At 70.0% G+C, this 17,924-nt stretch carries 20 protein-coding genes and 1 pseudogene; 13 read left to right on the forward strand and 8 right to left on the reverse strand.

The window, feature by feature from the left end:
• Nucleotides 1-250, forward strand: a pseudogene (locus tag MET9862_RS06775) (hypothetical protein); the annotation flags it as partial.
• Nucleotides 251-253: 3 nt separating this feature from the next.
• Here the strand turns inward: MET9862_RS06775 and MET9862_RS06780 are convergent.
• On the reverse strand, nucleotides 254-832 hold the full coding sequence (locus MET9862_RS06780; protein WP_142582350.1) for a histidine phosphatase family protein: 579 nt from the start codon (nucleotides 830-832) through the stop codon (nucleotides 254-256).
• Nucleotides 833-885: 53 nt separating this feature from the next.
• Complete coding sequence (locus MET9862_RS06785) at nucleotides 886-1,281, reverse strand: VOC family protein (protein ID WP_142582351.1); 396 nt, start codon at nucleotides 1,279-1,281, stop codon at nucleotides 886-888.
• Between the two features lie 217 nt (nucleotides 1,282-1,498).
• Between MET9862_RS06785 and MET9862_RS06790 the strand changes: the two genes are divergently transcribed.
• Nucleotides 1,499-2,491 carry an alpha/beta fold hydrolase gene (locus MET9862_RS06790; RefSeq protein ID WP_142582352.1) on the forward strand — a complete coding sequence of 331 codons (993 nt, stop codon included), beginning with the start codon at nucleotides 1,499-1,501 and terminating at the stop codon, nucleotides 2,489-2,491.
• Between the two features lie 10 nt (nucleotides 2,492-2,501).
• On the opposite strand, the gene MET9862_RS06795 is transcribed toward MET9862_RS06790, so the two are convergent.
• From MET9862_RS06795 to MET9862_RS29210, 6 genes are all read right to left on the reverse strand, one after another.
• Nucleotides 2,502-3,098 (reverse strand): DsbE family thiol:disulfide interchange protein, encoded by a 597-nt coding sequence (locus MET9862_RS06795; RefSeq protein ID WP_142582353.1) that lies wholly within the window; start codon nucleotides 3,096-3,098, stop codon nucleotides 2,502-2,504.
• Entirely contained in the window at nucleotides 3,095-3,238 is a 144-nt protein-coding gene (gene ccmD, locus MET9862_RS06800; protein WP_142582354.1) for a heme exporter protein CcmD, read from the reverse strand. Before ccmD ends, MET9862_RS06795 begins: the two co-directional genes overlap by 4 nt.
• Nucleotides 3,239-3,249: 11 nt before the next feature.
• On the reverse strand, nucleotides 3,250-4,050 hold the full coding sequence (locus tag MET9862_RS06805; protein WP_142582355.1) for a heme ABC transporter permease: 801 nt from the start codon (nucleotides 4,048-4,050) through the stop codon (nucleotides 3,250-3,252).
• Nucleotides 4,051-4,294: 244 nt separating this feature from the next.
• Complete coding sequence (ccmB, locus tag MET9862_RS06810; RefSeq protein ID WP_142582356.1) at nucleotides 4,295-4,963, reverse strand: heme exporter protein CcmB; 669 nt, start codon at nucleotides 4,961-4,963, stop codon at nucleotides 4,295-4,297.
• Complete coding sequence (gene ccmA, locus MET9862_RS06815; protein ID WP_142582357.1) at nucleotides 4,960-5,637, reverse strand: heme ABC exporter ATP-binding protein CcmA; 678 nt, start codon at nucleotides 5,635-5,637, stop codon at nucleotides 4,960-4,962. Before ccmA ends, ccmB begins: the two co-directional genes overlap by 4 nt.
• A 384-nt stretch (nucleotides 5,638-6,021) precedes the next feature.
• Nucleotides 6,022-6,168 carry a hypothetical protein gene (locus MET9862_RS29210; protein ID WP_185156775.1) on the reverse strand — a complete coding sequence of 49 codons (147 nt, stop codon included), beginning with the start codon at nucleotides 6,166-6,168 and terminating at the stop codon, nucleotides 6,022-6,024.
• Nucleotides 6,169-6,787: 619 nt separating this feature from the next.
• Between MET9862_RS29210 and MET9862_RS06820 the strand changes: the two genes are divergently transcribed.
• From MET9862_RS06820 to ccoS, 11 genes are all read left to right on the forward strand, one after another.
• Entirely contained in the window at nucleotides 6,788-7,690 is a 903-nt protein-coding gene (locus tag MET9862_RS06820; protein WP_244612603.1) for a GHMP family kinase ATP-binding protein, read from the forward strand.
• A gap of 75 nt (nucleotides 7,691-7,765) precedes the next feature.
• Complete coding sequence (locus MET9862_RS06825; protein ID WP_142582359.1) at nucleotides 7,766-8,350, forward strand: D-sedoheptulose 7-phosphate isomerase; 585 nt, start codon at nucleotides 7,766-7,768, stop codon at nucleotides 8,348-8,350.
• A gap of 10 nt (nucleotides 8,351-8,360) precedes the next feature.
• On the forward strand, nucleotides 8,361-9,590 hold the full coding sequence (locus MET9862_RS06830) for an HAD-IIIA family hydrolase (protein ID WP_244612604.1): 1,230 nt from the start codon (nucleotides 8,361-8,363) through the stop codon (nucleotides 9,588-9,590).
• Nucleotides 9,591-9,732: 142 nt separating this feature from the next.
• A complete protein-coding gene (gene ccoN / locus MET9862_RS06835) occupies nucleotides 9,733-11,406 on the forward strand; it encodes a cytochrome-c oxidase, cbb3-type subunit I (RefSeq protein WP_142582360.1) in 1,674 nt (557 codons plus the stop codon).
• Nucleotides 11,407-11,475: 69 nt separating this feature from the next.
• Nucleotides 11,476-12,222 carry a cytochrome-c oxidase, cbb3-type subunit II gene (gene ccoO / locus MET9862_RS06840; RefSeq protein WP_142582361.1) on the forward strand — a complete coding sequence of 249 codons (747 nt, stop codon included), beginning with the start codon at nucleotides 11,476-11,478 and terminating at the stop codon, nucleotides 12,220-12,222.
• The gene (locus MET9862_RS06845; RefSeq protein ID WP_438616602.1) at nucleotides 12,219-12,377 is read left to right on the forward strand and encodes a cbb3-type cytochrome c oxidase subunit 3; all 159 of its coding nucleotides are present in this window, start codon (nucleotides 12,219-12,221) and stop codon (nucleotides 12,375-12,377) included. Before ccoO ends, MET9862_RS06845 begins: the two co-directional genes overlap by 4 nt.
• Before the next feature lie 5 nt (nucleotides 12,378-12,382).
• Nucleotides 12,383-13,261 (forward strand): cytochrome-c oxidase, cbb3-type subunit III, encoded by an 879-nt coding sequence (ccoP, locus tag MET9862_RS06850; protein ID WP_142582362.1) that lies wholly within the window; start codon nucleotides 12,383-12,385, stop codon nucleotides 13,259-13,261.
• A gap of 170 nt (nucleotides 13,262-13,431) precedes the next feature.
• A complete protein-coding gene (gene ccoG / locus MET9862_RS06855; RefSeq protein ID WP_142582417.1) occupies nucleotides 13,432-14,895 on the forward strand; it encodes a cytochrome c oxidase accessory protein CcoG in 1,464 nt (487 codons plus the stop codon).
• Between the two features lie 2 nt (nucleotides 14,896-14,897).
• Nucleotides 14,898-15,425: a FixH family protein gene (locus tag MET9862_RS06860; RefSeq protein ID WP_142582363.1), complete on the forward strand. Its 528-nt coding sequence runs from the start codon at nucleotides 14,898-14,900 to the stop codon at nucleotides 15,423-15,425.
• Between the two features lie 11 nt (nucleotides 15,426-15,436).
• Nucleotides 15,437-17,764 (forward strand): heavy metal translocating P-type ATPase, encoded by a 2,328-nt coding sequence (locus MET9862_RS06865; RefSeq protein WP_142582364.1) that lies wholly within the window; start codon nucleotides 15,437-15,439, stop codon nucleotides 17,762-17,764.
• Nucleotides 17,761-17,898: a cbb3-type cytochrome oxidase assembly protein CcoS gene (ccoS, locus tag MET9862_RS06870; protein ID WP_142582365.1), complete on the forward strand. Its 138-nt coding sequence runs from the start codon at nucleotides 17,761-17,763 to the stop codon at nucleotides 17,896-17,898. Before MET9862_RS06865 ends, ccoS begins: the two co-directional genes overlap by 4 nt.
• The last annotated feature ends 26 nt before the right edge of the window (nucleotides 17,899-17,924 follow it).

Raw genomic sequence — 17,924 nt, forward strand, 5'->3', positions numbered from 1 at the left:
CCGCCACTGGCTGGCGGGCGCGCGGGCCGCTGCGCTCGCACGGACCGCGACGGCCGCCATCCGCGCGAGCGCGGATCCGCGTTGCGCCGCCGAGATCGCCGAGGGGGCGGCGCCCTTCCTGCCGGGCACGTGGGCGACAGCCTGCACCATCCTGGAGGAGGCGCTCGCGATCGGCCGGCAGGCGATGGATATCGATCTCCTGCTCGCGGGCCGCCGCCTCGATGCGGCCCGCGGCCTGCAGCCGGCCTGAGCGTCAGGCCGCAGCCGAGCCCGCCGCGAGGTCGAGCTCCGTGCTCTCGCAGTTGTCGAGCCAGATTCCGGTGAGATGGAAGAAGAAGGTGCCGTGCCCCACCACCGCGATGGTGCGCTCGGGCCGCTGCCGCAACCATTCGCGGAACCCGGCGACGCGCCGGTCGAACAGATGGCGCGGTTCGACCGGATAGCCGCCGATCTCGCTGCCCTCCTCGACGTGCCACCACACCTCCGGCAAGTGGCCGACATCGAGATGGGGGAAATCGCGCGCGATCTCGGATGCGGCGCGGCCGACATCGCAGCTGCTCTCCTGGCATTCCCGGTGCAGGACCTCGACCAGTACCCGCGGCGCCGACGGGTGCTCGCCGAACAGGATCGCGCTGGTCTCGATCGCCCGCGTGAGCGGCGAGGTCACTACCAAATCGAAGGGGATCGCCGCGAGCCGCTCGCGCGCCGCCCTGGCCTGGCCCTGGCCGCGCTCGGTGAGACGGGCATCGAGATGGCCCGGGTCACGCCCCGTGGCGCGATGGGCCGCGTTGAAGGTCGATTCGCCATGGCGGATGCAGACGATGCGCGTCATCGGGTCCTGACAGGTGAGGAAAGGGGTTGGCGGCCCGGCAGGGCCACCTGGGATCAGAGGAAGCGGCCGCCGCGCTGGATGACCTCGATCTTGTAGCCATCGGGGTCGGTGGCGAAGAAGAAGCGGGCGAGAGGGGTGTCGCCGTGCTTCAGCTCCTTCAGATCGGTCGCGGTCAGGCCTTCGGCCTTGAAGCGGGCATGCTCTGCGGCGACGTCGTCCACCGTGACGGCGATATGGCCGTAGCCGTCGCCAAGCTCATAGGGCTTGTCGCGGCCCTTGTTGACCGTCAGCTCCAGCTCGAAATCCGAGCCCTCGCCGCGCAGATAGATCAGGGTGAAGTCCGGGAAGTCGATCCGGTCGGCGACCGTGAGGCCGAAGGCGCGGCGGTAAAAGTCCAGTGATCGCGCCTCATCGCCGACGCGGACCATGCTGTGGACGAGCTTCGCCATCGGATCGTGTTCTCCCTCACGCTGCGTGGTGCGCCCCATGTGGCGCGGAAGGCGGCCAAGCGAAAGGGTGTCGCACTGACTTCGCCGCCGCGGACGCTACCTCGCGCATGCCAGCCCTGCCGCATGCGCGGCCAATCTCGCCAACCCGCGGAGGTCCTGACGTGACGGCACCTGTCGCCCGGCCGAACGCGGGCCGCTCCGGTCGGGCAGCGCGCCCGTGAGGCCTGCCCTCGTCGCCCTCGCGATCCTGGCCGGGATACCGGCCGTGATCGCCCTTGCCATCCTCGCGCTCGGCGCTGCCGCGACGCTCCTCATCACCCTGCGCGTCGGCGCGGCCTATCCGCCGGGCGGCCCCTTCGTGGCGGTACCGGGAGGCCGCCTCGCCACGCTGCAGGAGGGGCCGGCCGAGGGGGCCCGGGCGACCGTCGTGCTGATCCACGGCGCCTCGGCCAACGCCGCCGACCCGATGGCGGGGATCGGCGCATCGCTCGCCGCCCGCGGCTTCCGGGTGATCGCCTTCGACCGTCCGGGCCTCGGCTGGAGCGACCGGATCGGCGGAGACGCGGCCGCGGATCCCGCCGTGCAGGCGCGCAGCATCGCCGAGGGGCTGCGCGCGCTGGGGGCGCCGCCGGCGCTCGTGCTGGGTCATTCCTGGGGATCGGCCCTCGCCCTCGCGCTCGCCCTCGACCATCCGGACCAGGTCGCGGGCCTGGCCCTCGTCTCGCCCGTCGCGCTGCCGTTCCCGCAGCGGATCAGCCTGCCCTGGTACTGGCGCCTCGCGGCGAAGCCGCCGGTAGCCTGGCTCCTCAGCCGCACGATCGGCCCGCCGCTCGCTCTCTACTATCTGCGCGGCGCCGCCGGCCAGGCGTTCCGGCCCCAGGCCGAGACGGAGGGCTATCTGGAACGGGCACGGGCGCCGCTGGTGATCCGGCCCGGCGCGTTGCTCGCCAATCTGCAGGATCTGATCGGCCTGCCAGCCGCGCTCGCCCGGATGAGCCCGCGCTATGCGAGCCTGTCGGTCCCGACGGTGATCGTCTCGGGCGATGCGGATCCGCTGGTGCGGCCCGAGGCCCAGGCGCAACCGCTGGCGCGCGCGATTCCGGGTGCCACGCTCGTCCTGCTGCCGGGGATCGGCCACATGGTGCCGTGGGTCGCCCCCGAGGCTCTGGCCGACGCCGTCACCGGGCTCGCCGCGCGCGCCGCCGAATGACGAGCGTGCCTCAGCGCGCCGACGCGACCTGACCGGCGCGGCGGATCTTCTCCAGGACGTCCTTCAGGTTCTCCGGCGTCACGATGCCGACGAGCTTGTCGCGGATCACCCCGTCCGGACCGATGATGAAGGTCTCGGGAACCCCATAGACGCCGAGATCGATGCCGACGCGGCCGCTCACGTCCGAGCCGACCGCCTGGAAGGGCAGGCCGTGCTTGGCGAGGAAGGCGCGGCCCTTCTCCGGCGCATCCTTGTAGTCGATGCCGACCAGCCGGATGCCGGGCTCGCGCGCGAGGCGCATCAGCATCGGGTGCTCGACCTGACAGGGCGCGCACCAGGAGGCCCAGACGTTGAGCACGGTCACCACGCCCTTGAGGTCGGCGGAGGAGAGGCCGGGCACCGGCTTGCCGTCGGCCGAAGCGAGACCCTCGACAGGGGGCAGCGCGAAGTCGGGCACCGGCCTGCCGACGAGCGCCGAGGGCAGGGCGGCCGGGTCGACGCCCGAGCGCAGGCGCAGGAAGAACGCGCCGGCCAGCACCGCGAAGGTGACGAGCGGCAGGATCAGCAGCAGCGAGCGGCGGCCTGAATGCGGGGCCGGCGCGCTCACCGGCGGTCATCCCCGAGGGCGCGCAGCGCCCGGCGCTGGGCGCGCCGATCGCGCACGGCGTTGAGCACAAGGACCGCCATCACCAGCGCAGTGAAGGCATAGGAGGCCCAGATGAAGCCGGCATGCGGTCCGAGATCCATGATCGCACCCCTCACAGCGGCTGTCCGAGCGGCAGGGACGCGGCCGGCGCGACCCGCGGCCGGCCGGCATCGAGGCGCTCGGCCTCGCGGATCGTCAGCGTGCGCACGCGGCGGCGCATCACCTCGGTGCGCATGGCGTAGAGGTGGAGGGTCGAGCCGCCGAGGGTGGCCGCGGCGATCATCACGAGGAGCGGATAGAGCATCGAGGGATCGATGGTGGGGCCGCCCATGCGCAGGATCGAGGCCGGCTGATGCAGGGTCGACCACCAGTTCACCGAGAACTTGATGATCGGCAGGTTGACGGCCCCGACGAGGGTCAGGATCGCCACGGCGCGCGCGGCCCGATTGGGATCCTCGATCGTCCGCCACAGGGCGATGAGCCCGCAATAGATCAGGAACAGGAGCAGCATCGAGGTCAGGCGCGCGTCCCAGACCCAGTAGGTGCCCCACATCGGCTTGCCCCAGAGCGATCCGGTGACGAGGCAGACGAGGGTGAAGGCCGCACCGATCGGCGCGGCCGCGCGCTGGGCCACGTCGGCGAGCGGATGCCGCCAGACGAGGGTCCCGATCGCGGACAGGCTCATGGCTCCGTAGAAGAACACGCCGAGCCAAGCCGCCGGCACATGGATGAACATGATCCGTACCGTCTCGCCCTGCTGATAGTCGGGCGGCGCGACGAACCACGCGAGATAGAGGCCCACGGCGAGGAGCAGCGCCGAGAGCAGGGTGAGCCACGGCACCAGGGTGCCCGACCAGCGCATGAAGTGGCTCGGGTTGGACAGACGCGTCCAGAGCGACGGCGAGGAGGACATGACAGGCTTCGTGGCAGGCGGGGCCCCGGACATGAGCGGAGCTTTAGCCTGGGGTGCGGTGCAGCAGCAATGCAGGCGGACCCGCGTCGAACTGACCGCCCGGGATATCCGCCGCGCAAGACGCGCGGCGACACTCATGACCGCGCAGGCACCCGACCTCTGGGAAAGGGCGAAGCCGGGTGGAGGGTCGAGCCCTACTGGAGCATCCGGATCGATCGCTCCAGCGTCCGTGTTCCGCAGGCGATCACTCGGACCAGCGGAGGGCCGCCGCCGCCGCGAGCGTGCCGACCACGGCCGCGATCAGGCTCAGGCCGGCGAGGATGGCGAGCGGTGTCGTGAAGGGCACCGTGCCGCCCGAAGCCGATTCCGCCGCCGAGACGCCGAAGATCAGGGTCGGGACCATCAGGGGCAGCACCAGCACCGCGAGGATCAGGCCCCCACGCCGGATCGAGGCCGTGAGCGCGGCGCCGACCGCTCCGATGAAGGTCAGGGCCGGCGTGCCGGCGAGCAGGGTGAGCGCGGTCGCCCCCATGCCGGTGCCGTCGAGGGCGACGAGCAGACCGAAGAGCGGCGATGCGAGCGCGAGAGGCAGGCCGGTGGTGAGCCAATGTGCCACGACCTTGGCCAGCACGACGAGTTCCAGCGGCACCGGCGCGGCACTCATCAGATCGAGGGAGCCGTCCTCGTCATCCGCCTGGAACAGCCGGTCGAGGCCGATCAGCGTCGCGAGCACGGCCGCGAGCCAGAGGATCGCCGGACCGATCCGGGACAGGAGGTTGAGGTCGGGTCCCAGCGCGAAGGGCACGAGCGCCACGATCATCAGGAAGAAGACCAGCGACAGTGCGCCCGACCCGCCGACGCGCGTGGCGAGCGCGAGGTCTCGGGCGATCAGCGCGAGGAGGGCGCGACTCATGCCCAATCCTCCACGTCCGCATCGCGCCAATCCGCGTCGCGGTCGGGCGTCGGCGAGGGCCGGTCCAGCCCGGGCTCCGGCGCGGCGATGGCGAGGGTTGCCGCATCCTCGAGACCGAGCGCCTGATGGGTCGCGGCGACGATGAGGCCGCCCGCCGCGCGATGCTCCGCCATCAGCTCGGCGAGGAGAGCCTGCGAAGCGACATCGAGCGCCGCGGTCGGCTCGTCGAGCAGCCAGAGCGGCCGGTGGCAAACGAGGAGCCGCGCGAGCGCGACCCGCCGCCGCTGACCGGCCGAGAGATAGGCCACCGGCAGGTCGTGGGCATGGCCGAGGCCGAGCCTGGCCAGGGCCGCCCGCGGCTCCATGCGGGCGTCGCCGAGGAGGGCGCGGGCGAAGGCGAGATTCTCACCCGCGGTCAGCGCGGCCTTCAGGCCGTCGCGGTGCCCCACGGCGTGCAGGCATTCGGGCAGGCTCGCCTCGCCGACATCCGCCACCCGGATCTGCCCGGCATCGGGCCGCAGGCGCCCGGCCAGGATGGCGAGCAGGCTCGACTTGCCGGCCCCATTGCGGCCGGTGACGGCAAGCGCCTCTCCCGGCCGAAGGGCGAAGGACAGGCCCGTGAAGACGCGCCGTCCCGAGCGGCGGCAGGCCAGTTCCTCGACGCTGAGACGCAAAATCCGGATTCCTCCGCCCCGCGCTCCTGGCGCGGCTCCGGCTTCCTTGCCCGATTGCGCGCCGGAACGGAACGGCTCGGGCTCGGCGGATCCGCCCGGTCGATCCTTCCGGGCCGGGGATGGATGTGCGGCCCCGGCCAGTGAGGGCCCGGCGCAGCCCTTCGGCGGCGATCCGGCGCGGGTTGGACCCGTCATCGTCCCTCTTCCGGCTGTGACCGGATGTGACAGGCGCTCGGCGGAACGCCAGGAGGATGTGGACGGCGTGCTCGGGTCACATCATGACAGGGTCTCGGGCATTGACCGACACCGAGACTAAAAAAATGGCGAGGCGGTCGCCCACCTCGCATCACGATGCATAACGAAGAACGTCAATATCGAGGACGATCAGTCGTCCTTCGATACCAGCTTCGCGGCAATCTCCGCCTCCTTCATGGACCGGGCGAGATCGACCTTACGCAGCTTGACCTTCTCGGCCACCTCCGCCGTACGGCGATCGCTGGCCTTGCTGACAGTGATCCGGTACTCGCTCATATCCGATATCCAAGCTAAGCTCGCTACGGGAACGTAACACAAGCGGTTCGGTTCCATACGCGTCAAACACGTTGCCTGTTTGCAAGTCACAGGAATTGAAAGCGCGTCGGGTCGCGGCATCCAAGCACTGCCAAGCGATCTGACCGGGTTTGGGCCTGGACGCCAGCGTCACCCGTGAGACGGAACCTGGCACGACCGGTGCTTCATCGGCGGCCTGCAAGGCTTTCTCCAGATCCGGCCCAAATGCCCCGGCAGCGGTTGCCGCTCCGCGTTCGCACCCCACCGCATGCAACCGAGGCAGCGCAAGATGAACGCCGATCAAAATATTGGACGACATCCGCCGCCCTCGGAACCTCGACTTTCGGATTGTAGCGACGCGAACTGCACGATAAGGCCATACTGACGCCGAAACTTGGACCAGTAGATAGCCGATGGTGAACTTCAAATTCACCCCGGGATTGACATGTTCGGAAAAATTCGCCTAAAAGGCCACAAATAAATCACCCCCGAAGGCAGGATTATGATCGTCGTTACAAGAACACCTCTTCGAGTAAGCTTATTTGGCGGCGGGACAGATTATCCGGAATACTTCAATCACTTCCCCGGCGCCGTAATTGGTATGGCGATCGACAAATATATTCATATCGCCGCTTCAAAGGTCATTTCCCATCAGGCGTTCAATTATCGGCTGAGTTACGCCAAGCTGGAGTATTGCAAGGAGCTGGATGAGATAGAACATCCTGTGATCAGGGAGGTTCTAAAAAGCTTTGGCCTCGACGATCGTCTCGACATAAGCATCATTTCGGATGTGCCAGCCACTGGCAGCGGCCTGGGATCGTCTTCGGCCTTCACAGTCGGCTTCCTGCGCATGGTCTACGCTCTGAAGGGGCTCAAGCCGACGAAGATCGAGCTGGCGAAAAAGGCCATCGAAGTCGAGCGCGAGATGCTGAAGGAGAATGTCGGCGTGCAGGACCAGTTGCACGCAACATTCGGCGGCATCAACCGGTTCGATTTCAAGGACACCTCGATCCGGATCACGCCGCTCCAGATGAAATCGGACGTCATGGACCAGCTCAGCAGGTCGATGGTGCTCGTCCATACCGGTGTTTCCCGGCGCGCGACCACGGCCGTCGCCTCGCAGATCGAAGCCACGCGCTCCCGCTCGATCGATACGGAACTGTCCGAGCTGTATCAGCTGGTCGGCGAGTGCGTATCCCTGCTCGAAGACGGCGCGTCGGATTGGTTGCCGCGGCTCGGCGAGATGCTCTCCGCCTCCTGGCACATCAAGAGAAGCCTGTCGAAGGCCGTGTCCAACAGCGACCTCGACGACATCTTCAACGCGATCATCGGCTCGTCCGCCTACGGCGCGAAGCTGTGCGGCGCGGGCGGCGGCGGCTTCTTCCTGACCCTGATCGACCCGGATCGCGTGAAGGAGCTGGAGGCGCGCGTCGCCCCGCTCGCCGTGATGCCGATCACGATCGACGTCGATGGCTCCTCCATCGTCTACAATCAGAGCCGCTAGCCCTTATAAGCCCGGCCGAGCGACGGGCTGCGCCCCATCGTGCGGCACGCGAACGGATCGAAGAGGGGAAAACCCATGAGCGTCATCGTCAACTACCTCACAGATTCCCGTGACGTCGTGCAGGCCGCGCTCGATGATCAGACCTTCATCGCGTCGGTCGGCGCCATCGCGGACGCGATCACCGCCTCGCTCCGCGACGGCGGCAAGCTCCTGACGATCGGCAATGGCGGAAGCGCGGGGGACGCGCAGCACATCGCCGGCGAGTTCGTGTCCCGGCTGAATTTCGACCGGGCGCCGCTCCCTGCCATCGCGCTGACCACCGACACCTCGGTGATCACCGCGATCGGAAACGACTACGGCTACGAGAGCGTCTTCAAGCGGCAGGTGCTCGCCCTGGGCCGGCCCGGCGACGTGCTGATGGCGATCTCGACCTCGGGCCGCTCGCCGAGCGTCCTCCAGGCGATGGACGCCGCGCGTGAGAACGGCCTCACGGTCGTTGCCTTCACGGGGCTGTCCGGCGGGGACATGCCGGCGCGCTCGGATCTCGTGCTGCACGCGCCGTCGAACGCCACGCCCCTGATCCAGCAGATCCACATCACCGCCGCCCACATCGTGTGCGGGATCGTCGAGGCTGCGCTGTTTCCGCGTCCCGAAGCCTGAAGAGCGCCCGATGATCACGCAAGCCATGGTCCTGTGCGGCGGGCTCGGCACGCGGCTGGGCAGCCTCACGGCCGACACGCCGAAGCCCCTGCTCCATGTGGGCGACCGGCCGTTCCTCGACGTGCTGCTGCATGAGCTGGGCCGGCACGGGATCCGCGACGTGGTCTTCCTGGCCTCGTTCCATCACGACAAGATCGCCGACTATGCACGCGACAACCCGGTCGCGAAGCGGTTCGGGATGCAGCTTCGGGTCTCGGTCGAACCCGAGCAGGCGGGCACGGGCGGCGCGCTCGCGCACGCCCTGCCGCTCGCCCAGGATGAATTTCTTGTCCTGAACGGCGATTCCTGGTTCGACATCAACGTGCTGGCGCTCGAGGCCCTGTCGGGCCGGCTCGCCTATGCCGATGTCGTGCTGACCTTGCGCGAGATCCCGAATGCCGACCGCTACGGGGTCGTCGTGACGGAGGGCGAGAAGGTCCTGAGCTTCCTGGAGCGCCAGGCCGAGCCCGGCCCCGGCCTCGTGAATGCCGGCATCTATCTGATGCGGAAATCGGCGCTCGCATCCGTGCCGGCGGTCTGCTCGCTCGAGCGCGATGTCCTTCCCGCGCTGATCGAGCAGGGACGGGTCGCCGCGTGCCGGTTCGACGGATACTTCCTCGATATCGGCGTGCCGCAGAGCTTCGCCCAGGCCCAGAGCGAGGTCCCCCGGCAGCTTCGCCGGCCGGCCTGCTTCTTCGACCGGGACGGCGTCCTGAACCGCGACGACGGCTATGTCGGACAGGTCGATCGCTTCGTCTGGATCGAAGGCGCCCGCGAGGCGATCAAGGCCTGCAACGATGCGGGCTGGTTCGTCTTCGTCGTGACGAACCAAGCTGGCGTCGCACGGGGCTATTATACCGAGGACGACGTCCACCACCTCTACGCCCATATCCAATCGGAGATTCGGGCCGTCGGCGCGCATATCGACGACTTGCGCTACTGTCCCTACCATCCGGACGGGGTCGTTGAGCGGTATAAGCGGACGCATCCCTGGCGCAAACCGGAACCGGGCATGCTGCTCGACCTGATCGAGCACTGGAACATCGACCTAGATCGCAGTTGTTTCATCGGCGATCAGGAAACCGACATTCGAGCGGGCGACAGCATCAATCTGAGAACGCATCTGTTCACGGGCGGAAACCTGCTCGCGTTCATGAAGACCGCACAGATCCTGCCGGACGCCTCGGCGGAGAGGCGATAGACCGTCCCGCTGCGGATGGTGCCGGGGCGGCATCACGGACGGCGCCCGGGACCCCGTTTGACCCAGATCAAGGCTCCGGGCCGGCTCGCTCGGCTAAGCGCAGCAGGATCACTCCCTGCTGCGTGAGGCGAACCGAGCAATCATGGTCCCGGCACCCGTTCCCAAACACCTGACGGAGGGGGAGGCGGGCCTCGGCCTCGCCCTGCTCGTCGGCGCGCTCCTCTGCGGGCTCGCCTCGGCCCGCGTGGTCGACCGTCCCTTCGCCATCCATATGAGCCTGTTCGCCCTGGCCGGCCTCGCCGGGCTCGCGGTCATCCTGAAGCGCTACGAGGGCCGGCCGGCCCTGGCGCCGGCGCAGGAGATCGACGGAAAGCCGAACTACAACCTCGGGCCCATCAAGGTCGCGTGCGTCGCCGCGATGATCTGGGGCATCGCCGGCTTCCTCGTCGGCTGCATCATCGCCTTCCAGCTCTGGGCGCCCGCGCTCAATCTCGGGCTCGAATACACGAGCTTCGGCCGGCTGCGGCCGTTGCACACCTCGGCGGTGATCTTCGCCTTCGGCGGCAACGTCCTGATCGGGACCTCGCTCTACGTCGTGCAGCGCACCTGCCGCGCCCGGCTCGCCGGAGACCTCGCGCCCTGGTTCGTGGTGCTCGGCTACAACCTGTTCATCGTCATCGCCGGCACCGGCTACCTGATGGGCGTGACCCAATCGAAGGAATATGCCGAGCCCGAATGGTACGCCGATCTGTGGCTGACCATCGTCTGGGGCACCTACCTCGTCGTGTTCCTCGCCACGCTCTGGAAGCGCAAGGAACCGCACATCTTCGTCGCGAACTGGTTCTACCTCGCCTTCATCGTGACCATCGCGATGCTGCACGTGGTCAACAACCTCGCCCTGCCGGTGACTGTGTTCGGCTCCAAATCCTACCCGATCTTCTCCGGCGTGCAGGATGCCCTGGTCCAGTGGTGGTACGGCCATAACGCGGTCGGCTTCTTCCTCACCGCCGGCTTCCTGGCGATCATGTACTACTTCGTGCCGAAACGGGCCGAGCGGCCGATCTACTCGTACCGCCTGTCGATCATCCACTTCTGGACCCTGATCTTCATGTATATCTGGGCGGGCCCGCACCATCTGCACTACACCGCGCTGCCCGACTGGGCGCAGACGCTCGGCATGACCTTCTCGATCATGCTCTGGATGCCGTCCTGGGGCGGCATGATCAACGGGCTGATGACCCTGTCGGGCGCCTGGGACAAGCTGCGCACCGATCCCGTCCTGCGCTTCATGGTCGTGTCGCTGGCCTTCTACGGCATGGCGACCTTCGAGGGGCCGATGATGTCGATCAAGGCCGTCAACGCGCTCTCCCACTACACCGACTGGACCATCGGCCACGTGCATTCGGGCGCGCTCGGCTGGGTCGCCTATATCTCCTTCGGCGCCCTGTACTGCCTCGTGCCCTGGCTGTGGAACCGCCGGGACCTCTACTCCCTCAAGCTCGTCGAGTGGCATTTCTGGATCTCGACGCTCGGGATCGTGCTGTACATCAGCTCGATGTGGGTCGCCGGCATCATGCAGGGCCTGATGTGGCGCGCCTATAACGCGCTCGGCTTCCTCGAATACTCCTTCGTCGAGACGGTCGAGGCGATGCAGCCCTACTATCTGGTCCGCGCGCTCGGCGGCGTGCTGTTCCTGATCGGCGCGCTGATCATGGCCTACAACCTCGCCATGACGATCGCGGGCAGGACCTCGGCCGCGAACGCGCCGCTCGGCGACACGCTCTCCGGACCCGCCGGCCTCGCCCCGGCCGAGTGATCCGCGCCGCGGGGCCGCCACCGCGCGGCCCCGCCCCCTTCATGCCCATCGCATCACGGAAGAAGCCCGATGGCCACCGCCCAGCCCGGCCTCTGGAAGAGGCACGAGATCTTCGAGAAGAACTCCATCATCCTGCTCCTCGGCGCGCTCATCGTCGTCGCCATCGGCGGCCTCGTGGAGATCACGCCGCTCTTCTACCTGAAGAGCACCGTCGAGGCGGTGGAGGGCGTCCGACCCTACACGCCCCTCGAGCTTGCCGGCCGCAACATCTACATCCGCGAGGGCTGCTACCTCTGCCACAGTCAGATGGTCCGGCCGATGCGCGACGAGATCGAGCGCTACGGCCATTTCTCGCTCGCGGCCGAGAGCCTGTACGATCATCCCTTCCAATGGGGCTCCAAGCGGACCGGGCCGGATCTCGCCCGCGTCGGCGGCAAGTATTCGGATCAGTGGCACCGGGAGCACCTGATCGATCCGCGCGCCGTGGTGCCCGCCTCGATCATGCCGGCCTACGCCTTCCTCGACCGGCCGCTCGACGCCGACGCCGTCGCCGAGGACCTCAAGGCGAACCGGGCGCTCGGCGTGCCCTACACCGACGAGATGATCGCCTTGGCGCGCACTGACCTGAAGGCGCAGCTCGATCCGGACGGCGCAGGCGCCGCCGAGCTCCAGCGCCGCTACCCGGGGGCGACCATCCGCGATTTCGGCGGCGACAGCACCCGGGCCGCCGAGATCGACGCGCTGATCGCCTATCTGCAGGTGCTCGGCACCATGGTCGACTTCAAGATCTACGAAGACAAGCAGAACCTGAGGTGAGCGACGTGACCTACGAGAGCGCAGCCGCCTTCGCGCAGACCAGCGGCCTCCTCTACTTCGTCGGCATCTTCGCGGCCGCGTGCCTGTACGCCTTCTGGCCGCGCAACCGGGCCCGGTTCGACGCCGCCGCCCATCTCCCCCTGATCGAGGACTGACCGCCGTGTCCGACGCTGCGAATCCCGGAACGCCGACCGCCGGCCCGGAGACCACCGGGCATGAATGGGATGGCATCGCCGAGTACAACAATCCCCTGCCGCGCTGGTGGCTCTACGGGCTCTACGCCACGATCGTCTGGGCGTTCGGCTACTGGATCGCCTATCCGGCCTGGCCGCTCGTCTCCGGCTATACGGGCGGCCTGCTCGGCTACTCGCAGCGGGCCACCGTGCTCCACGAGGTCGCGGCCGTGCGCCGGGAGCGCGACGCGCGCGGCCAGGCGCAGCTCGCCAGCGCCTCGGTCGGCGAGATCCGGGCCGATCCCGCTCTGCTGCGCTTGGCGCTCGCCACCGGCAAGGCGGCCTTCGGCGACAATTGCGCCGCCTGCCACGGCACGTCGGCCACCGGCCGTACGGGCTACCCGAACCTGCAGGACGACGAGTGGCTCTGGGGCGGCAGCCCCGAGGCGATCGAGCGGACCATCCGCTACGGCGCGCGCTCCGGCCACGGAGAGGCGCATGTGGGCGACATGCCGGCCTTCGGGCGCGACGGCGTCCTGACGCGCGGGGAGATCGAGGCCGTGGCGAGCTACGTGCTCTCGCTCTCCGGCAAGCCGGGCGTTGCGGGAGCCAAGCTCGACACGGGCGCCGAGATCTTCGCCGGCAACTGCGCCGCGTGCCATGGCGCGTCCGCGAAGGGGAATCCCGAGATGGGCGCGCCGAACCTGAGCGACGCGGTCTGGCTCTACGGGTCCGCACCCGAACAGGTCGTTGCCACGGTCACGAACGGGCGCAAGGGGGTGATGCCGGCCTGGGAAGGCCGTCTCGACGCGGCGACCATCAAGGCGCTCGCCGTCTACGTCCACAGCCTCGGCGGCGGCCGATAGCACCCGCGCGCGCCGCCGATACGGGGCGCGCCCCCCAGCTCCGTTTGAGGGAGATCAAGGCGGCAGGCGCGTCCCGTCCCTATCGCCATCGGCACCGGCCTCGCAGCCGGACGGAACCCGCACCGATGCCGCTCGCCGAACCCACCGAGACAAGACGCGCCGCCGAGCCGATGCCCGCCCCCGGGCGCACCAAGAAGTTCGGCACGGCGGCGACCCGGGCGGCGATCCCCGCGGTTACCGGCTCCCTCTTCGCCGGCCGCCGGAAGATCCAGCCGCAGGCGGTCCGCGGCACCTTCCGGCGGATCAAGTGGGCGCTGCTCGCCGTCGCGCTCGGCGTCTACTACCTCGTTCCCTTCCTGCGCTGGGATCGCGGGCCCGGCGGGCCCTTCCAGGCCGTCCTGCTCGACCTCGACCGGGGCCGCTTCTACGCCTTCTCCATCGAGCTCTGGCCGCAGGACGTCACCTACGTGATGGGGCTCCTGATCCTGGCAGCCCTGATCCTGTTCCTGATGAACGCGGTCGCCGGCCGGATCTGGTGCGGCTATCTCTGCCCCCAGACGGTGTGGACGGACCTGTTCCTGGCCGTCGAGCGCCTGATCGAGGGCGACCGGCGCGCGCGCTTGCGACTCGACGCGGCACCCTGGTCGGTCGAGACGATCGCGCTGCGGGGCATGAAACACGCGATCTGGCTGATGATCGCGTGGTGGACCGGGGGTGCCTGGGTTCTCTACTTCGCCGACGCGCCGACGCTGGTGGGCGAGCTCGCCACCTTCCAGGCGCCTCCGGCCGCCTACACGGCGATCCTGATCCTGACGGCGACGACCTACGGCCTCGCGGGCCACATGCGCGAGCAGGTCTGCACCTTCATGTGCCCCTGGCCGCGCATCCAGGCTGCGCTCACCGACGAGCACGCCCTCAACATCCTCTACCGCGACGACCGCGGTGAGCCGCGCACCCCCGCCAAGAAGGCCGCGGCCCGGCGCGCGGCCGGCGAGCCGGCGGGCGATTGCGTGGATTGCTTCGCCTGCGTCACCGCCTGCCCGGCCGGCATCGACATCCGCGACGGCCTGCAGATGGACTGCATCCAGTGCGGCCTCTGCGTCGATGCCTGCGACGCGGTGATGACGCGGCTCGACCGGCCGACCGGCCTGATCGGCTACGACACCGAGGCGAACCGCCGGAGCCGGGCGGTCGGCGGCGGTCCAGTGAGCCGGATCGTGCGGCCGCGGACCGTGCTCTACGCGGTGCTCGTCGCAGGGGTCGGCGGCTTCATGCTCTACAGCCTCCTGACGCGCAGCTTCACCGCCCTGAGCGTGCTGCACGACCGCAACCCGCAATTCGTGACCCTGTCCGACGGTTCGGTCCGAAACGGCTTCACCCTCCGCATCGTCAACAAGCGGCCCGCCGAGCGCCGCTTCGCGCTCGCGCTCGCGGGGCTGCCAGAGGCGCGCGTCGACGTAGTGGGCGGCGTGCCGGATGCGCTGCCGGTGCCCGCCGATGCGACGCAGGAGTTCCGCGTCCTCGTTTTCATGCCGCCCGACGCGCGCGCGGCGAACGCGCCGCTCACCTTCCGGATCACCGATCCCGAGACCGGCGAGGCCGCCGGTGCCCAGGACTACTTCAAGGCCCCCTGACCATGAGCGCAGCCGATTCCATCCGCGCCGAGCGGCCTCCTGGCGCGCCGACGCCGCGCCTCACTGGCGGCCGGATCTTCGCGATCGTCGCGGCCTTCTTCGGCACGGTGGCGAGCGCCGACGCCATCCTCGTCGCCTCGGCCTTGCGGACATGGTCCGGGCTCGAGGAGCCGTCGCCCTATCAGGCAAGCCAGCGCTACAACGCGGAGCTGCGCTCCGCACGGGCGCAGGGCGCGCGCGGATGGTCGCTGGCGAGCATGGCCCTGCGCGCGGGCCGGACCGACGCAGCGCTGACCGTCACCCTTCGGGACGGGGGCGGGGCACCGCTCGACGGCCGCAGCCTGCGGGCGCGGCTCGAACGGCCGACCGACAAGCGGGCCGACCGCACGCTCGCCCTGACCCCGTCCGCCCCCGGAACCTATACGGGCCGCCTTGCCGAGGTGGCGAGCGGCCAGTGGGATCTCGTCGTCGAGGTCGTCGAGGCCGAGCGCCCCGCCTTCCGGCGCCGCCACCGGGTCGTGCTGGACTGAGGCGGCGTGCGATGTGCTGCACCGACATGGCGCTCGCCTATGTGGAGGCCCACGCCGCCTGGAGCGAGGCGAACACCAAGCCCTCGCTCAGCCGGGACTACGCGGCCTTCGTCGCCCGCGCGGCGGACGGCTCGGCGCGCGCCGCCTTCGCCGTCGAGGGCGTCCGCTGCGCCGGCTGCATGGCCGCGATCGAGGACGGACTCGCCGGCCTGCCGGGCGTCAGCAGCGCGCGGCTCAGCTTCTCCGACCGGCGCCTGACGGTGACTTGGACGGGCGAGGCCGAAGCCGATATCGGCGCCGTCCTCGCCGCCCTCGACGCGCTCGGCTTCAAGGCCCAGCCCTTCGCTCCGGGCCGGCTCTCGGACGCGGAGGCGACCGAGACACGGCGGCTGATCCGGGCGCTCGCCGTGGCGGGCTTCGCCTCGATGAACGTGATGCTGCTCGCGATCTCCGTCTGGGCCGGCAACGTCTCTGACATGACGCCGGAGAACCGGGATCTCTTCCACTGGATCCAGGCGATGATCGCGCTGCCGGCTGCGGCCTATGCCGGGCGCCCGTTCTACGAGGGGGCATTCCGCGGATTGCGGGCGGGCCGCGTGACGATGGACCTCCCCATCACCCTCGGCGTCGTGCTGACGCTGGTGATGTCGGTGGTGGAATCGCTCGCGGGCGCCGCCCACGCCTATTTCGACGGCGCCACGATGCTGCTGTTCTTCCTGCTGATCGGCCGCGTCCTCGACCAGACCATGCGGCGGCGCACGCGCGCCTTCGCGGAGAACCTCGCCGCGCTCCGCAGCGAGAGCGCCACACAGGTCGAGGCGGGGGGCAGCCTGCGCGACGTTCCCTTGGCCGAGCTCCGGCCGGGCACGCGAATCCTGGTGCGGCCGGGCGAGCGGGTCCCGGCCGACGGCGTGGTCGAGCACGGCGCCTCCGATCTCGACCAGAGCCTCGTCACCGGCGAGACCGCCGCCATCGGCGTGCGCGGCGGCGATCCCGTCTTCGCGGGCGCCCTCAACGGCGACGGCGCCTTGACGGTGCGGGTGACCGCCGCCGCGGGCACGAGCCTCCTCGACGCGGTCGAGGAGCTGATGCAGCGCGCCCTCGCGGCACGCTCGCGCGCGCTCGTCCTCGCCGACCGGGCGACGCGCCTCTACGTGCCCCTGGTCCATGCGGCCGCCGCCCTGACCCTTGCCGGATGGCTCGCGGCCGGCGCCGGCTGGCACGCCGCGCTGCTCGATGCCGTCGCCGTTCTGATCGTGACCTGCCCCTGCGCGCTCGGTCTCGCCATCCCCGCCGTGCAGGTGGTGGCCTCGGGCGCCCTGTTCCGCGAAGGCGTGCTCCTCAACGATGGCACGGCGCTGGAGCGCTTCGCCGAGATCGACACCGTGGTGTTCGACAAGACGGGGACCCTCACCCTCCCGCTTCCGACCTTGGCGGACGGGCAGCCCGAGGGCGGTGCGCTCCGGCTGGCTGCGCGACTCGCACTGTCGAGCCGGCACCCGATGGCGGCGGCGCTCGCCGCAACGGCACCAGGCGCGGAGCCCTTCCCCGGCGCGGAGGAAGCCGCGGGGCTCGGCGTGCGCGCCGTGGTGGACGGCGTCGCGCTGCGTCTCGGCTCGGCCCGCTTCTGCGAGGCCGAGGCGCAGGCGGAGGCCGCGCTGGCGGTCCATCCGGACGCCTCGGTGATCTGCTTCCGGGCGGGCGACGCCGCCCCGGTCGCCTTCGCGGTGCGCCAGAGCCTGCGCCCCGACGCAGCCGCGGTCGTCGAGACCCTGCAGCAGGCCGGGCGGCGCGTCCTGATCCTCTCCGGCGACCGGCCCAGCGCGGTCGAGGTCGTTGCCCGACGGCTCGGCGTGACGGAATGGGAGGCGGGGCTGACGCCGCCGGACAAGATTGCCCGGATCGAGGCCCTGCAGAGGTCGGGCCGGCGGGTGCTGATGGTGGGCGACGGGCTCAACGACGCGCCGGCGCTCGCGGCCGCGCACGCCTCGCTCTCGCCGGTGACCGCCGCCCATGTCAGCCAGGCCGCCGCCGACGCCCTGTTCCTCGGCCGCGACCTCGCACCGGTCCTGGCCGTGCTTGCGGCGGGCCGGCGGGCGCGGCGGCTCATGCTCCAGAACCTGTGGTTCTCGGCCGCCTACAACCTGGTCGCCGTCCCGCTCGCGGCGGCGGGTCTGCTGACGCCTCTGATCGCCGCCCTGGCGATGTCCGGCTCGTCCCTCGTCGTCACCCTGAACGCCCTGCGCGCCCGCACCGGGACGGCGCGGCAGGGCTCCCCCGCCGCGAACACCGCGCCCGATCCGACGCGCGCGCCGCAGCTCGCCAGAGGCCGTCCGTGACCGTGCTCCTGCTCGTGATCCCGATCGCGCTGTCCCTCGGCACGCTCGGCCTGTCCGCCTTCCTGTGGGCGCTCCGGAACGGCCAGTTCGACGACATTGAGGGCGCGGAGTACCGCGTGCTCCGCGACGACTGAACCGGGCGGCAGCCGGCCTTGCGCGG

The sequence above is a fragment of the Methylobacterium symbioticum genome (assembly GCF_902141845.1).
GTDB classification, from domain to species: domain Bacteria; phylum Pseudomonadota; class Alphaproteobacteria; order Rhizobiales; family Beijerinckiaceae; genus Methylobacterium; species Methylobacterium symbioticum.

Excerpts from the sequence above, each read along its gene's own strand:
- MET9862_RS06805 (WP_142582355.1), bottom strand. The coding sequence starts at position 4,050 with ATGTCCTCCTCGCCGTCGCTCTGGACGCGTCTGTCCAACCCGAGCCAC.
- MET9862_RS06820 (WP_244612603.1), top strand. The coding sequence starts at position 6,788 with ATGGCGATCGACAAATATATTCATATCGCCGCTTCAAAGGTCATTTCC.
- MET9862_RS06825 (WP_142582359.1), top strand. The coding sequence starts at position 7,766 with ATGAGCGTCATCGTCAACTACCTCACAGATTCCCGTGACGTCGTGCAG.
- MET9862_RS06830 (WP_244612604.1), top strand. The coding sequence starts at position 8,361 with ATGATCACGCAAGCCATGGTCCTGTGCGGCGGGCTCGGCACGCGGCTG.
- MET9862_RS06780 (WP_142582350.1), bottom strand. The coding sequence starts at position 832 with ATGACGCGCATCGTCTGCATCCGCCATGGCGAATCGACCTTCAACGCG.
- ccoG (WP_142582417.1), top strand. The coding sequence starts at position 13,432 with ATGCCCGCCCCCGGGCGCACCAAGAAGTTCGGCACGGCGGCGACCCGG.
- MET9862_RS29210 (WP_185156775.1), bottom strand. The coding sequence starts at position 6,168 with ATGAGCGAGTACCGGATCACTGTCAGCAAGGCCAGCGATCGCCGTACG.
- ccmD (WP_142582354.1), bottom strand. The coding sequence starts at position 3,238 with ATGGATCTCGGACCGCATGCCGGCTTCATCTGGGCCTCCTATGCCTTC.
- MET9862_RS06865 (WP_142582364.1), top strand. The coding sequence starts at position 15,437 with ATGTGCTGCACCGACATGGCGCTCGCCTATGTGGAGGCCCACGCCGCC.
- MET9862_RS06860 (WP_142582363.1), top strand. The coding sequence starts at position 14,898 with ATGAGCGCAGCCGATTCCATCCGCGCCGAGCGGCCTCCTGGCGCGCCG.
- ccoO (WP_142582361.1), top strand. The coding sequence starts at position 11,476 with ATGGCCACCGCCCAGCCCGGCCTCTGGAAGAGGCACGAGATCTTCGAG.
- ccoN (WP_142582360.1), top strand. The coding sequence starts at position 9,733 with ATGGTCCCGGCACCCGTTCCCAAACACCTGACGGAGGGGGAGGCGGGC.
- MET9862_RS06785 (WP_142582351.1), bottom strand. The coding sequence starts at position 1,281 with ATGGCGAAGCTCGTCCACAGCATGGTCCGCGTCGGCGATGAGGCGCGA.
- ccmB (WP_142582356.1), bottom strand. The coding sequence starts at position 4,963 with ATGAGTCGCGCCCTCCTCGCGCTGATCGCCCGAGACCTCGCGCTCGCC.